Origin of the sequence: Vibrio ouci (genome assembly GCF_004551525.1) — a bacterium.
In the GTDB taxonomy this organism is placed as follows: domain Bacteria; phylum Pseudomonadota; class Gammaproteobacteria; order Enterobacterales; family Vibrionaceae; genus Vibrio; species Vibrio ouci.
Genome location: NZ_SATR01000004.1, coordinates 135132 through 149266, shown reverse-complemented (window position 1 = coordinate 149266; position 14135 = coordinate 135132). Strand labels below are relative to the sequence as shown.

At 46.8% G+C, this 14135-nt stretch carries 12 protein-coding genes; 6 read left to right on the top strand and 6 right to left on the bottom strand.

Annotated elements, in window-relative coordinates:
- Positions 1–6 precede the first annotated feature (6 nt).
- The 4 genes from argH (at position 7) to ELS82_RS04715 (ending at position 4329) form a co-directional block, all read left to right on the top strand.
- Positions 7–1455, top strand: coding sequence for an argininosuccinate lyase (gene argH, locus ELS82_RS04730; RefSeq protein WP_134834433.1), 1449 nt, complete (start codon positions 7–9; stop codon positions 1453–1455).
- A complete protein-coding gene (locus ELS82_RS04725; RefSeq protein WP_134834432.1) occupies positions 1452–2366 on the top strand; it encodes a DMT family transporter in 915 nt (304 codons plus the stop codon). Before argH ends, ELS82_RS04725 begins: the two co-directional genes overlap by 4 nt.
- 39 nt (positions 2367–2405) lie before the next feature.
- Positions 2406–3629 (top strand): argininosuccinate synthase, encoded by a 1224-nt coding sequence (locus ELS82_RS04720; protein ID WP_134834431.1) that lies wholly within the window; start codon positions 2406–2408, stop codon positions 3627–3629.
- Between the two features lie 130 nt (positions 3630–3759).
- A complete protein-coding gene (locus tag ELS82_RS04715) occupies positions 3760–4329 on the top strand; it encodes an acyl-homoserine-lactone synthase (RefSeq protein ID WP_134834430.1) in 570 nt (189 codons plus the stop codon).
- 64 nt (positions 4330–4393) lie between these two features.
- On the opposite strand, the gene ELS82_RS04710 is transcribed toward ELS82_RS04715, so the two are convergent.
- The 4 genes from ELS82_RS04710 to ELS82_RS04695 form a co-directional block, all read right to left on the bottom strand.
- Positions 4394–5791, bottom strand: a complete 1398-nt coding sequence (locus tag ELS82_RS04710; protein ID WP_134834429.1) for a PTS fructose transporter subunit IIBC — start codon at positions 5789–5791, stop codon at positions 4394–4396.
- A 12-nt stretch (positions 5792–5803) separates the two neighbouring features.
- Complete coding sequence (locus ELS82_RS04705; protein WP_134834428.1) at positions 5804–6244, bottom strand: PTS sugar transporter subunit IIA; 441 nt, start codon at positions 6242–6244, stop codon at positions 5804–5806.
- Positions 6245–6495: 251 nt separating this feature from the next.
- A complete protein-coding gene (manA, locus tag ELS82_RS04700; RefSeq protein ID WP_134834427.1) occupies positions 6496–7713 on the bottom strand; it encodes a mannose-6-phosphate isomerase, class I in 1218 nt (405 codons plus the stop codon).
- Between the two features lie 65 nt (positions 7714–7778).
- On the bottom strand, positions 7779–9683 hold the full coding sequence (locus ELS82_RS04695; RefSeq protein WP_134834426.1) for a PTS fructose transporter subunit IIABC: 1905 nt from the start codon (positions 9681–9683) through the stop codon (positions 7779–7781).
- Between the two features lie 394 nt (positions 9684–10077).
- On the opposite strand from ELS82_RS04695, the gene ELS82_RS04690 reads away from it, so the two are divergent.
- On the top strand, positions 10078–10917 hold the full coding sequence (locus tag ELS82_RS04690) for a helix-turn-helix transcriptional regulator (RefSeq protein ID WP_134834425.1): 840 nt from the start codon (positions 10078–10080) through the stop codon (positions 10915–10917).
- Positions 10918–10955: 38 nt separating this feature from the next.
- On the opposite strand, the gene ELS82_RS04685 is transcribed toward ELS82_RS04690, so the two are convergent.
- Positions 10956–11735: a PTS sugar transporter subunit IIA gene (locus ELS82_RS04685; protein ID WP_208733138.1), complete on the bottom strand. Its 780-nt coding sequence runs from the start codon at positions 11733–11735 to the stop codon at positions 10956–10958.
- 23 nt (positions 11736–11758) lie between these two features.
- The gene (locus ELS82_RS04680) at positions 11759–12058 is read right to left on the bottom strand and encodes a PTS fructose transporter subunit IIB (RefSeq protein WP_053438548.1); all 300 of its coding nucleotides are present in this window, start codon (positions 12056–12058) and stop codon (positions 11759–11761) included.
- Positions 12059–12260: 202 nt separating this feature from the next.
- On the opposite strand from ELS82_RS04680, the gene ELS82_RS04675 reads away from it, so the two are divergent.
- Positions 12261–14126 (top strand): fructose-specific PTS transporter subunit EIIC, encoded by a 1866-nt coding sequence (locus tag ELS82_RS04675; RefSeq protein WP_134834423.1) that lies wholly within the window; start codon positions 12261–12263, stop codon positions 14124–14126.
- The last annotated feature ends 9 nt before the right edge of the window (positions 14127–14135 follow it).

Genomic DNA, 14135 nt, shown 5'->3' with positions numbered 1-14135 from the left:
GTCGATATGGTTACGGAAAACAAACAGAAAACACAGAAGGATGACGCCAATAAATCGAATCCGTTGTGGGGAGGTCGATTCTCAACAAGTCCAGGCAAAATATTGGAGGAGGTGAACTCGTCAGTACATTTCGATTATAAATTGGCACAACAAGACATTGCCGGATCGATCGCACATGCACGAATGCTAAAAGATTGCGCGATTATTACTAGTGAAGATTTTGATGCGATAGCAGCAGGGTTAAATACCGTTAAACAAGAAATTGAGGATGGAGAGTTTGTTTTTAAACCTGAACTAGAAGATGTGCATATGAACATCGAGCATCGTTTAAGTGAACTTATTGGCCCGGTGGCAGGGAAGTTACATACGGCGCGTTCACGTAATGATCAAGTCGCGGTCGATTCGAAAATGTGGGTTAGAAAAGCAACCGATGAACTCGACCAGTTGCTCGCCAATACGGTGGAGATCCTAGTCGACAAAGCCTTGGTTCACCATGCGGACATCATGCCGGGTTTTACTCATTTGCAGTGTGCTCAGCCCGTCACGTTAGGGCACCATTTATTGGCGTACGCTGAAATGTTCCTGCGTGATCGCTATCGTTTGCAGACCAATCGCTGTCGTTTAAACCAATCCCCCCTTGGTGCTGCCGCATTAGCAGGGACGAGTCATCCCATCGACCTAAAGCAAACTGCTACTGAGCTTTGGTTTCGTTCACCAATGAGAAACTCGCTTGATGCGGTATCTGATAGAGATTTCATTCTTGATTACCTTTATGCGGCGTCTGTTATTGCTATGCACCTTTCTCGTCTTGGGGAGGAATTTGTTATTTGGAGCACGCCGCAGTTTGGATTTATTCAACTGCCAGAGGAATTGACGGCAGGATCGTCAATCATGCCCCAGAAGAGAAACCCCGATGCTGCTGAGTTAATTCGCGCTAAGTCGGGGCGAATATACGGCAACCTAGTGTCGCTGCTTGTGGTACTCAAGTCCTTGCCGTTGGCATACAGCCGAGACATGCAAGAAGACAAAGAGCCTTTGTTTGATACGGCGCAAACCATAACCAACGCGGTAAAACTGACCAATGCGATGCTAAGTGGTTTCGAGGCATTTCCCGAAAAAATGCAAGCGGACGCGATCTTAGGCAACACCTGCGCGACTGATCTAGCTGATTGGCTAGTGAAGGAGAGGGATCTACCGTTTCGTGAAAGCCACCATCTTATCGGTCGCTTGGTTAAATGGCTCGAACAGCAGGATAAAGAGCTGAAAGATGCCCATGTTGAAGACTTGGTGGTGTTCAATGACATCTTTTCCGGCATCAAAGCTGAGATACTTACAGTTAGACATTCGGTCGAGTCGCGCAACTCGTTTGGTGGCACATCGCCTACACGGGTACGTGAGTCGGCGCTGGTACTGGCAGTGCTCAACTCGCAGATTGTTACGAGCGCCGAAAAATGATGGGACTCAACTCACTCTCTACGCGAGTTCAACAGCGTATCGCTTTGTTCAGTTTGACATGGATAGCGGCGACATGGGGGCTGATTTTTGCGCCGATGAAGATGGCCATCTCAGACACTCCGGTGGCCGATTTTTTGTTCTTAAGACTGGTGTACGCGTTGCTGTTTTTGCTTCCTATGCTGTTCTTCTTTTATCTTCGTAATGGCCGACAGCCGCTAAATCTGGGCTATGGCTTCGCGACCGGAGTCGTCCTGTTCCTAATCTATTATTTGCAAATTGCTGGTCTGAAATTCACCACCTCAAGTAAAGCTGGGTTTATCACCGGGTTAACGGTGGTTTTTGTGCCCATCATTCTTGCGGTAATACTGCGTAAGTTCCCGAGCAGAAGCTTAATGAATGTCGTGGCGCTGGCATTGTCTGGGTTAGTGATCGCATCGTTGGAGTCTTTAGATTATCAGACGGTGTATCAGTTCAGTGAGGGCGATTGGTTGATGCTGCTCGGTGCGTTCTTTAACGCTTTACATATCGTGATGATGGACAGGGGGGCTAAGAATGCTAAAGCTGAAATATTCATTTCCGTACAGGTGCTTATCAGTACGCTGCTGGTCTTTGCTGCTTTTGACATTGATGTGACCAAACTATCCAGTTATTCATTTCAAGTCCACCTTACTGCCTTTATTTCTGGTTTCTATGTCATTGGGTTATTGCTGATGGTGCAAACTTGGGCGCAAAAGCGAGTCTCGGCGTTTGTCGTTGGTTTGGTATTCACATTAGAGCCCGTGTTTGCGGTGGTTGGCGGTGTTGGACTACTTGGCGAAACGCTTTCTATTTACCAGTTTGGCGGTTTCACCATCATGTTTATGGCATTGATCATTACGCAGTTCATCGAGTCGAGTCCTGACAATCAATAACCTCTTCATTTAAATCATACTTAACAAGGAAAGTAATTTATGAATCCAAACGATCGAGTCGTGTTGGCGTATTCCGGAGGCGTAGACACGACCGCCTGTATCCCATACCTGCGCCACGAGATGGGTTGCAAGTTCATTGTCGCGATGGCAGTCGATTTAGGCCAAGGTGAGGAGCTGGATGAGATCCAAGAAAAAGCTCTGATCGCAGGTGCCGACGTTTCTATCATTGTTGATGCGAAACAGCGTTTTGTTGAGGAATATGGCCTCCCAGCCTTAAAGGCCAATGCTCTTTACGATAATCATTATCCACTTTCTTCCGCATTGGGGCGGCCATTGATTGGTCAGCTATTGGTAGAGTGCGCTAAGAACTATCGATGTGGTGCTGTTGCTCATGGCTGTACTGGGAAAGGGAATGACCAAGTTCGCTTAGATTTGACGGTGGCGTTGCTCGACCCGTCACTCAAGATTTATGCTCCGGCTCGCGTGTGGCCTTTTAGCCGAGCAGACAGTATTGCTTATTCAGAAAAATATGGGATTGAACCTCACGTAACCAAAGAGAAACCGTGGGCCATAGATCTCAACGTGTTGGGCAGAAATGTTGAGGCGGGCTCGATTGAAGATTTAAGCTGGGAAACCACCGAAGAAGTTTGGTCTTTGACTCAATCACCGCAGCAGGCCCCTGATGAACCTGAGTATATTTCGATTGGTTTTCATCAAGGTGTTCCTGCTTCGCTTAATGGGGAGTTTTTGGCGCCTCTCAGTTTGTTTAGTCAGCTTAATATTGTGGCTGGAAAGCACGGTATCGGCCGAGTGGATATGATTGAAAACCGAGTGGTAGGGGTCAAATCACGGGAGCTGTACGAAGTGCCGGCAATGCAACTTCTCTTGTTAGCTCATAGAGAGATTGAACAGTTGACCTTACCTGCGGATCTCTTGGCGGTTAAAGCCAACCTAGAGGCGGTTTATAGCAAACAGGTGTATGACGGGCTTTGGTTTAGCCCGCTAAAGTCTGCCATTGACCAGTTTATTCATACCACTCAAGCCACGGTGAGTGGAGAAATCAAACTCAAGCTCTATAAAGGAAGTGCCTATATTGTTGGACGCAGTGCTGAGCACTCCATGTATGTGCATGAGCTCATCACCTATGGCCAAAACTGCACGTTTAATCAAAATAGTGCTGAAGGGTTTATCGATCTTTTCGGTTTACCTAGCCGAGTATGGAGCTCAGTGAACCATTCACAAAAGTGTGAAGATAAAGATTAATTAGCGGTAATTTATTTCACCTAACTTAACCTGTTCGATAGAACTTAAAGCTTATAAATATCAGGGCATTAAAATCTATTGCTTAGGTTGGGTTAGAGAAATTTTAGGTTGTTAATAGGAAAAACGCTCGGTGAAATACGTTTTTGCAACGCAGCGTGAGCTTTGCGCACAAGGAAGAAAGGCATTTTTTAAGTATCGGCATAAAGTGTTTATCAACCATCTTGGTTGGGATCTAGATTTAACCCAGCACTGTATTGATCAAGAGTTGGAAATCGATCAATTTGACGGTGATGACACCTTATATGTGATTAGCAAAAATACTCATGATGAGATCGTCGGCTGCGCAAGGTTACTGCCGACCACACAACCTTATTTGTTAGAGGAGGTATTTCCAGAATTGTTGGGCAGTGGGACTGCGCCCAAAGCCAATGATGTTTGGGAGTTGTCTCGCTTTGCGTGTATCGACTTTAACCAACCTGTATCTAATGGGAAGGCTCTTAACCAAACGCAACGTGCTATCACGCTGTTTCTTCTGACGGTCGAGGCTGCAAAGCAGCATGGCGCTAAGCACTTTGTGACGGTTTCACCGCTTGGAATTGAAAAAATGCTCAAGCGAGAAGGGTTTAGCGTCAGCCGTTTTGCTCCGCCAAAATTGGTGTCTGGTTATGCGTTAGTAGGGTGTTGGATTAACTTGAGTTAATGGTCAAAGAAATGAAATTAGGCCCCATAAAAGAGACCTAATGAATCGTTGTTTAGGGTGGAGACTAGCCGTTGATTAACTCAGCCGCTTTCTTCATCGCTTCTTTGGTTGAACACTCAACCACGTTCGCATTGGCAAAGCGCTGTGCATCTTTCACTTGAATATCGTGAGCTAAGATAACCAGTTTCGCGTTAGCTACATCTAGGTCGGTAATACGGTTCTGAATCCCGTTTTGACCTTGAGTTTCTACCTTAATCTTAATACCTGCTGCTGCGCCTGCTTTCTCTAGTGCTTTCGCTGCCATGAATGTGTGTGCTACGCCTGATGGGCAACAAGTTACGGCTACTACATCGTACTCGCCTTCGCCAGCTACAGGGGCCGCTTGAGCTTGCGCAGGTGCTGCTTGTTCGAGCTCTTCTTCTGATTCTTCAGCGACTGGTTTCCAGAAGCCTACGATAAGTGCAGTCGTTAGCGAGCCTAGTGCAATACCAACTACGTACATTGGGATGTTGCTTGATACAGGCGCCGTGATCAGACCGCCCCATGGTGCATGTAGTAGTACGTCAGTCAGGAAGCCAAATACACAACCTACGATACCACCGGCAACGATTGAAGGAAGTACGCGCATTGGGTCGTTTGCAGCAAACGGAATCGCACCTTCAGAGATACCGATAGAACCCATGATTGCTGCAGCTTTACCTGCTTCTTGTTCTTGCTTAGTGAACTTCTTCTTGAATAGGAAGGTTGCTAGCGCCATACCTAGAGGAGGCGTACAGATTGCAATGCCCACACCGCCCATTAGCCATGGTTGAGTGTCAACTTGAGTTTGAGCAAATAGGGTTGCGACTTTGTTGATAGGGCCGCCCATATCGAACGCCGTCATACCACCAAGAATTGCACCTAGAACCACTTTAGACGCGCCAGCCATTGAAGCTAGGAACTCGTTCATAGACGCCATGAACAGTTTGATTGGTTCACCGATGCCCCAAAGAACGATACCAGCAGAAACCAGCGTACCGATAAGCGGGTAGATGAAGTAAGCACCAAGTGCGGTCATGTTCGCTGAAAGTGGGATCTTCTTAAGTTGGAATACCACGCCACCGGCAATGAAACCCGCCACGATACAGCCTAAGAAGCCGCCGCCCATATCTGCCATGATGCCAGAAGAGATCATCGCGGGTGCAAGCGCTGGTTTGTCTGCAATTGAGTAACCAATGAAGCCGCCAAGAATGATAGGGAATAGCACTAGGCCTTTAATACCGATATTGGAAATATCCGCCAGTAAGCCGTCAGCCGGAACCGCACCTTTACCTGATGCCATTACCGCTAATGCCAGAAGTACACCACCCGCAACAATAAATGGAAGCATATGAGAAGTACCGAATAAAAGGTGTCCTTTCATGGTGCTGAGTAGTTTTTTAAAATCGCTATTGTTAGTAGCTTGAGCTGTTAGGGTACTCATAATTACTACGCCTTATGAATTGATTAAAATATTAAGGATTTGTTGTTCGTCTTTCGCGTTTTGGATCTCTTCAATAAACTCTTCGCTGAATTTTCCGAACAGCTCTTGAAGGACATAAATATGGTGATCGGCGCCGTTATCTGGTGAGGCGATCATAAAAAATAGAGTGGGTTTGATACCGTCTTCATCACCGTATTCGATGCCTTCACGCTTAACGCCAACGGCGATAGCAGGATTGGTTACGGCTTGGCTTTTCGCATGTGGGTAAGCAATGCCATCCATAGAGGTAATGCTTAAGGATTCACGCGTTTCAATATCATCTAAGAATGCAGATTTATTATTAATGCGCTGGTTGTCTAGTAGCATTTGAGCAAGCTCTTCAAACACTTCTTTTTTATTATTTGCTTGAAGGTTGCCAGTAATTAAATTGACGTTTGTTAGTTCAGTAATCATCTATTTTTGACTCATCAGTGCTTATGCAATGGAGTCAATTTAATCCTTGAACTCAAACTCGGAAATAGTAAAAAAAATCCAACTACTAGACTTTTGTATCCGCTAATTTTAAGTGTGATAAACGTCATTTTTAACCTGTGCGGACGCTCACAAAATAAATTTAAATCAATAGGTTAGATAGATATAAAAAAGCCCTGCATAAGCAGGGCATTGTGTTAGTGCTGACCTTGGGGGAAGGCAGGAGCACGTTGTTAACTGTATGCGCGGGCGACTCGACCTGAGCAGTCAATGGTGTACTGCTGTGCATAAGCTGGAATAAACACCGATTGGCCTTTTTCGATGACGCACTGCTCGCCACAAATGTGGGTGAGGGTCATAGCTTCATCGAGTGGCAGCAGTATTTCAGCGCCTTGTGTGTCAATCTCTCGCTGCTCGGAGTGTTCAATAATAGCGAACTTAAAATCTTCGACCGGAATTGGGTACTCCAGCATGCCATTGTCATGAGTAGGCTCTAGCAGCAAGCTATCAATGCGCTTTTCATTAAAACGAGTGCAAGAGACTAGCTCTTTCACATCCATGTATTTTGGCGTGAGTCCGGCACGCAGTACGTTGTCAGAGTTCGCCATAATCTCAAGCCCTGTGCCTTTGATGTACGCATGAGGCGTTTCGGCATCTAAATACATCGCTTGGCCGGGTTTTAAGGCAATCACATTGAGGATCAATGGAGCAAACAGACCAACGTCGCCAGGGTACTGTTCTTCTAGCTCTGTGATGAGGTTAAACAGCGGAGTTGGCGACAGCTTGGCTTTCATGATCAGCATCATCAGCGCGACTTCTTTCTGCTCACCTTGCAGTGATAGCAATCCAGCGAAAAAGCTCGCTAGGCCATTAGGAGTTTGATCGCCCGATAAGTCGTTCACCAGAGAGTTCAGTTCAGGAATATCTAGGTAGTTGAAGTGGGCAAGGATCTCGCTAATCGGCCTAAAGCCATTCATCGCCGTATAGTCGGTTAACGCGTAAACCAGCTCTGGCTTATGGTTAGCATCTTTGTAGTTGCGGTTGCTTGCAGAGAGCGGAATACCTTGCTGCTCTTCTTGCTCAAAACCAAGTTCGGCTTGTTGTTTGTTCGGGTGAACTTGGATAGAGAGCGCTTTTTCAGCCGCAAGTACTTTAAACAGATACGGCAGCTCACCAAAGCGGCTAGCAATTTTGTCACTTAAGAACAGATTAAGGTTCTGGCTGATTAGGTTGGAGAGTTTAGTCTGCTCAGCGCCTGTATCGACCATTGAGCAACCATTTGGGTGAGCGCCCATCCAGATCTCGGCTTGAGGTTCACCCGCTGTATTCGCAGTACCAAACAGTTGAGTAAACGAAGATGGGCTGCCCCATGCGTAGTTTTGAATCACGTTAGTCATCGGGTAAAAAACGCGCTCAAGCAGCGATTCAGTATTGATAGTTAGTTCAGACATTGACATCACCATAAAGAGAAAAGTGGCTTGGACGCGATGCCCAAGCCAATATCAGTAGGGAAGGATTAAGCCGCAGCGGCTGTGTATTTCGCTTTACGAAGGTTCTTTAAGGTGATGCAAGTCAGTGCTGTAACACCGGCACCTGCTGCCATACAAACAAGGGCTAGCAGTGGGTAGTTCATTGCGCCAAGTAGAGCGACAACTGGACCACCGTGAGCAACGCTATTGGTAATGCCGAACGAGAACGCCATAACCGCTGCAACCATAGAGCCCAGTACGTTGGCAGGAATAACCGACATAGGGTCTTGCGCAGCAAATGGAATCGCACCTTCAGAGATACCAACTAAGCCCATTGCGCCTGCGGCTTTACCTGCTTCAATTTCAGAAGACTCGAACAGGTCAAACTTGCGGCCAAGTGCCGTCGCCAGAGCCATGCCTAGTGGTGCTACAGGGATTGCACACGCCATTGCGCCCATAAATTGAGTTTGGCCGCTAGCAATCATGCCGACAGAGAATAGGAACGCGACCTTGTTAAATGGACCGCCCATATCAAAGCCAGCCATGCCACCAAGTACGATGCCAAGTAGAACCACGTTACCTGTGCTCATGCTGGTTAGCATTGCAGTTAGACCGTCCATTAGGCTTGCGATAGGTGCGCCGATGACAAAGATGAACAGACCCGCGATAAACAGAGAACCTGTGATAGGCGCGATCATGATTGGCACAAGTGGCTGAATAAACTTGTGGTAGTTGATTGAAGTGATCCACTTAACGAAGTAACCGACTAACAGACCAGCGATAATGGCACCGATAAAGCCAGTACCTGCGTCAGCACCGTAAAATGAACCGTTGTTGGCAATCCAGCCACCGATTAGACCTGGAGTCAGAGCAGGGCGGTCAGCAATCGCATAGGCGATGTAACCGGCAAGAATTGGGATCATCAGAGTGAAGGCAACCACACCGACTTCTAAGATTTGGTTCCAAAGACTGCCATCAGGAATCGCCATGCCCGCTTCCGTTGGTTCACCACCGACTGCTAGAGCTAGGGCGATAAGTAGACCACCCGTCACCACGAATGGGATCATGTGTGATACGCCGTTCATTAGGTAACGGTAAAGATCCGAACGTGCTTGAGAGGCTTTTTCGGTAACAGATTGAGGAGCGCTGGTGGTTTCAGCTTGGTAAGCGGGTGCATTCAGCGCTTGTGTAATCAAACCTTCAGCATCACGAATCGGCGCTTTTACGTTGGTTTTGATCACTCGTTTACCGGCAAAGCGTGCCATATCAACTTGTTTATCACAGGCCACAACAATCGCATCAGCGCGAGCAATCTCTTCGTCTGTTGGGCTGTTCTTAACGCCGATAGAGCCATTGGTTTCGACTTTGACCTCAAAGCCCATAGCATGTGCGCCTTTCTCAAGTGCTTCAGCCGCTAGATAAGTGTGAGCAACGCCAGCAGGGCAACCAGTCACACCGATGATAAATCCTTTGGTGTTCTCTAAAGGTAGCGCCTCTTCTGCTTGAGGTTTTTGTAGTAGTAGCTCAAGCGCTTGCTGAGGAGAAGTTGCGTTGATAAAACTTTCCACAAAGCCATCTTCAATCAGTTTAGAAGAGAGTTCCGCAAGAACTTCGATGTGGTGGTTATCACCGCCATCAGGAGAGGCGATCATAAAAAACAGTTTTGATGGCTGGCCGTCATCTGCGCCGTATTCGATGCCGGCTTTGTGAATACCAATCACGACGGCAGGTTCAATTACCGCAGCACTTTTTGCGTGCGGGATGGCAATGCCATCTTCAAAGCCAGTGTTACCTTCTGCTTCGCGCTTTTGGATATCAGCTAAAAAATCTGCCTTATTAGAAATTCGACCTTGTTGGTGCAGAACCTCAATCAGCTCTTCAAATACCTCTTGTTTGGAGGTGGCTTGCAGCTCAAGCTTAATTAAATTTTCATTGATCAATTTGGTGATCATAGTGGACCCCTAATGCGTTTCTTGTTTTGTTAGGGGTATTCTGAAATCTATCAGCAACGCTCTGTAGTGAAGAAAAAATGCATTTACTGGAGGATTGTTGCGTCCGTTTTAGAGTGTGATTTTGATCGGCTGCGAGGCGGTTTGGGGCTTGGTGTTGACAAAGTTGAGTCGCTTTTTATCCCTTTATTCATATAGGATGCGTAGATTTTGGTTGTTGGTTTTATGAGGTGTTTATGTGAATTTGTAACTGGAGTTTTATCTCTAAAGCTGGATTTTTATAACCTAGATCCCGAATTGTGATTTTGCTCAATAGCGCTATGTTTCACTAAGGAGTATATCTAGGTGATTAGCACTGCAATGTGCGGACTTAGCTTGTAGTTAGAGATGATTAAACATGGTATTTCATGACCTAATCTCGTCGGTACTGAATGAACGAGAGCCTTTTCATAACATCTGGTTTGCCGGAGATTTTCATACGCCTCCGGCGTTTAGCTATCAGGTTAACTTTCCGCGTTTAGAACTTGTGCTGGATGGGGAATACATCAATGAAATTGAAACCCATGAACGCAAAGTGACCAGTATTGTCGCCAAAGCAGGCGATGCGATCTTTGTCCCGCCTAACTGTTGGAATAAACCAGATTGGGATACCGACTGCTCGGTGCTGAGTATGTTGTTTGGTCGCAGGCAATTAGGGCTCAGTTTGGTCAGTAAGCGCAAAGGGGAGGCGAGCTTTTACGACATTCAAAAGCACAGCATTCAAACCCGTTCCGGTTTTGCCATCGATAATATTTTAGAGGCGCTGAGTGCGCTGGCGAGAGAAAGTAATAAAAAGCCAATGGATGAGTTATTGCTGCAAGCGCTGCTGCAATACAGCAAAACCATGCTTGATGCACCAGTCGAGAAATCACAAAGTCGCGTTCAAGATCTTTATCAGGGTATTTGTATCTATATTCAAGAGAACTTCCATCGTCAGATCACCCGAGACAGCATCGCGACGCGCTTTAGTATCTCATCTAATCATCTTTCTCGATTGTTTCGTCAGCAAGGCCATATGACGTTGGCTGACTATATTACTTGGGTACGTATTGATCGCGCTAAGTTCATGCTCAAAAAATACAACTTTAAGCTCAATGAAGTGTCGATGCGTTGTGGCTTTAAAGACGTGAACTATTTCTGCCGAGTGTTTAAAAATCGCACCGGAAGAACGCCAACCGAATATCGTGGCTCGGCTTAAAGGTTAGATAAGAAAAACTAGGCAAGACAGCTTCGAGGTTAAGATAATAGCTGAGACATGGAATACATCAGCAGCGCTTGCAGATCAACGCTGCTGCGTGTGAGTTTAAGTCGCTCGGGGAGCTGCTCGCAAAGTAGGTTACGGGTGAGGTTAGTGGCGGCGATGATCTGCTCGCGAGTCGGTTTTGCTGGCATCACCAGTGCTATAGCAAGGTGAACATCGCCCATTTGTGAAGCCCAATCAATCGGGCTGTCACTGGCGATTACCGTGATGGCTATATGGTCGATATCGTCAAACATCACATGAGGTAGGGCGATACCCGGAGTGACGCAAGTCGAAGAGCGCTCTTCCCTTTTAATAAAGGCGAGCAGGAGTTCGTCAGGATGGCCAGGGTGTATCAGTTGAGCCAACCCCTTTAAGCATTCAAATTTGGTCAGTTCGGTGTGGGCCTTGGCGTAGTGCCATTTGGTTTCACTCTCAGGGCATAGCTGAGGAAGCCTTTTGGCGAGCTCACTAGAAAACTCATAGTTGATTTGCGAACCAATCAGGGTGTAATGGTCGGCAATCACATCTTTGAGGACAAAACAGGCTAGCTCTGCATCCATGCCTATTGCGGTGATTTGGCACAGATCACCTTGCACCAAACCCACTTGGAGCATTGCCACCGCCTTAGTTAAGTCAGCGCTACGGTTGCGGGTTATGTTAATGATCTTAATTGTACTTTTGAACTTCTTGGCTAAGCGGCGTAAAGGCTGGGCGATATGAGCCGTTGTTTCGCTGCTTTCGACTAAAAAGGTAATCTGATATTCGTTCATAATTAACGGCTTTCGGCAGGGAATCGTTAACGGCAGTGCAGTAAGAACACTTTATCGACATTGACCAGAACGTCTTCAATAGAAACACGAATCGCGTTACAGCCTTCAAAGCGGGCTGCTTGGTCAATATCAATGTCAGACACAATCAGCACTCGATCTGCCAGTGCGATATCTTGCGGTGAGAGGAGGTTTTCTATCCCCATTGCACCTTGTGTTTCGACTTTGATCTGGACCTTATATTTGGGCGCAGCTTTGATAAGAGCATCGGCTGCCATATAGGTATGTGCAATGCCTGTAGGGCAGGCGGTGACAGCGACTATTTTCACGGTGTTTCTCGGCTTGTTATTTTTTCGGATATTAGCACAGCATAAAACGCTGGTTTTGATTTGGCACCATGATTTGAAAGACGCATATCACAGTTTGGTGTGAGTGTTACAATAATCCAGTTAATGGTGTTTTCGTCCTATATCTAACACCATGGTCGCTGGTTAATCTATGTTCGAGCGTGAACATTGCAAGGTAAATACAATGGACATTACTAATCTAATTGAGCCAGAAACGATCTGTTTGGATCTTAAGGCCACAACTAAAGATGACGCGCTCAAAGAGTTAGTTGAATTGCTCGATGCGGCAGGGAAATTAGCCGATAAAGAGCAGTTTTTAGCCGATTTATGGAAGCGTGAACAGATCGGCAACACCGGCTTTGAAGATGGTGTGGCTATCCCGCATGCTAAAAGTGATGCGGTCACAGAGCCTGCTGTCGCGGTCGGTATCAGTCGAACCGGTATTGATTATGGCGCTGAAGATGGTGAACTGTCGGATGTGTTCTTCATGCTTGCGTCGCCAGATGGTGGCGATCATCACCATATCGAAGTGCTTGCACAGCTCTCAACCAAACTCATCGAAGAAGAATTCATTAGTCAGTTAAAAGCGGCGCAAAGTGTTGAGCAGGCGCGAGAACTTTTAACCGATATCCAACAGCCAAGTCATGAGTTTTGGGATGACGAGCCATTACCTCTGCCGGAACCATTAAGCCCATGGAAGCTGCGGTTAGCCCATATTAAAGAACACTTACTGTTTGGCACCTCGCACATGATCCCTTTTATCGTTGCTGGTGGGGTGCTGCTGTCCCTATCTGTGATGATTTCTGGCCATGGCGCAGTACCGGAAAGCGGCGTATTGGCTGATATCGCTAAAATGGGCATTGCAGGCTTAACCCTATTTACCGCAGTGCTTGGTGGCTATATTGCTTATTCGATTGCGGATAAGCCAGGACTCGCGCCTGGTATGATTGGTTCTTGGGTTGCGGTAGACCAGTATCACACTGGGTTTTTAGGTGCGATCGTGGTTGGCTTTTTTGCTGGCTTTGTGGTGCGAATGCTTAAGAAAATCCAATTGCCAGACAGCATGACGTCACTCGGTTCCATTTTTATCTATCCATTGGTAGGGACTTTTGCCACTTGCGGTTTGGTGATGTGGCTAATTGGTTCGCCAATATCGGCCGCCATGGCAGGGCTTAATGACTGGCTGACTGGTATGGCGGGTGCGAGCAAAGTGATGCTTGGTACGGTATTAGGTGCAATGACGGCATTTGATATGGGCGGCCCAGTGAATAAAGTCGCGACCTTGTTTGCTCAAACTCAAGTCAACACTCAGCCATGGTTAATGGGCGGGGTTGGAATCGCAATTTGTACGCCGCCACTTGGATTAGCATTGGCGACTTTCTTATCTCCGAAGAAATTCAAACGTGACGAGCGTGAAGCAGGCAAAGCAGCAGGCATTATGGGCATGATTGGTATCAGTGAAGGGGCGATCCCATTTGCAGCGGCCGATCCTGCGCGGGTATTACCTGCGATTGTCCTTGGCGGCATTGTCGGTAACGTGATTGGCTTTACGTTCCATGTGCTTAACCATGCGCCTTGGGGCGGCTGGATAGTGCTTCCTGTCGTCGATGGCAAACTCGGTTATATCGTCGGTACACTAGCGGGCGCTTTAACTACGGCATTGATTGTTATTTTATTGAAGAAAAACGTACTTGATGAAGAAGAAGAGGCGGCATTGGTTCGCGCATATCACGCTATAGATGGAGAGGGTGAGGCCGAGATCTTAGCTGTGACATCTTGCCCGTCTGGTGTGGCGCACACTTTTTTAGCCGCCAAGTCACTAGAGAAAGCCGCTTATACCATGGGACTTAAAATTAAAGTCGAAACCCAAGGTGCCAATGGTATCAACAACCGTATCACTGGCAAAGATATTAAGAACGCGAAATTGGTTATTTTAGCTCATGATGTCGCGATCAAAGAGCCAGAGCGTTTTAAAGGAATGAATATAATCGAGGTTCCGACACGGGACGCAATATTAAATGCGCGTGCCTTACTTTATAGGCGCCGCTAACGTTGAACT

Bases quoted from the DNA above. Each gene is read 5' to 3' on its own strand.
- ELS82_RS04720 (WP_134834431.1), top strand. From the start codon at position 2,406: ATGAATCCAAACGATCGAGTCGTGTTGGCGTATTCCGGAGGCGTAGAC.
- ELS82_RS04710 (WP_134834429.1), bottom strand. From the start codon at position 5,791: ATGAGTACCCTAACAGCTCAAGCTACTAACAATAGCGATTTTAAAAAA.
- ELS82_RS04675 (WP_134834423.1), top strand. From the start codon at position 12,261: ATGGACATTACTAATCTAATTGAGCCAGAAACGATCTGTTTGGATCTT.
- ELS82_RS04690 (WP_134834425.1), top strand. From the start codon at position 10,078: ATGGTATTTCATGACCTAATCTCGTCGGTACTGAATGAACGAGAGCCT.
- ELS82_RS04695 (WP_134834426.1), bottom strand. From the start codon at position 9,683: ATGATCACCAAATTGATCAATGAAAATTTAATTAAGCTTGAGCTGCAA.
- manA (WP_134834427.1), bottom strand. From the start codon at position 7,713: ATGTCTGAACTAACTATCAATACTGAATCGCTGCTTGAGCGCGTTTTT.
- ELS82_RS04705 (WP_134834428.1), bottom strand. From the start codon at position 6,244: ATGATTACTGAACTAACAAACGTCAATTTAATTACTGGCAACCTTCAA.
- argH (WP_134834433.1), top strand. From the start codon at position 7: ATGGTTACGGAAAACAAACAGAAAACACAGAAGGATGACGCCAATAAA.
- ELS82_RS04725 (WP_134834432.1), top strand. From the start codon at position 1,452: ATGATGGGACTCAACTCACTCTCTACGCGAGTTCAACAGCGTATCGCT.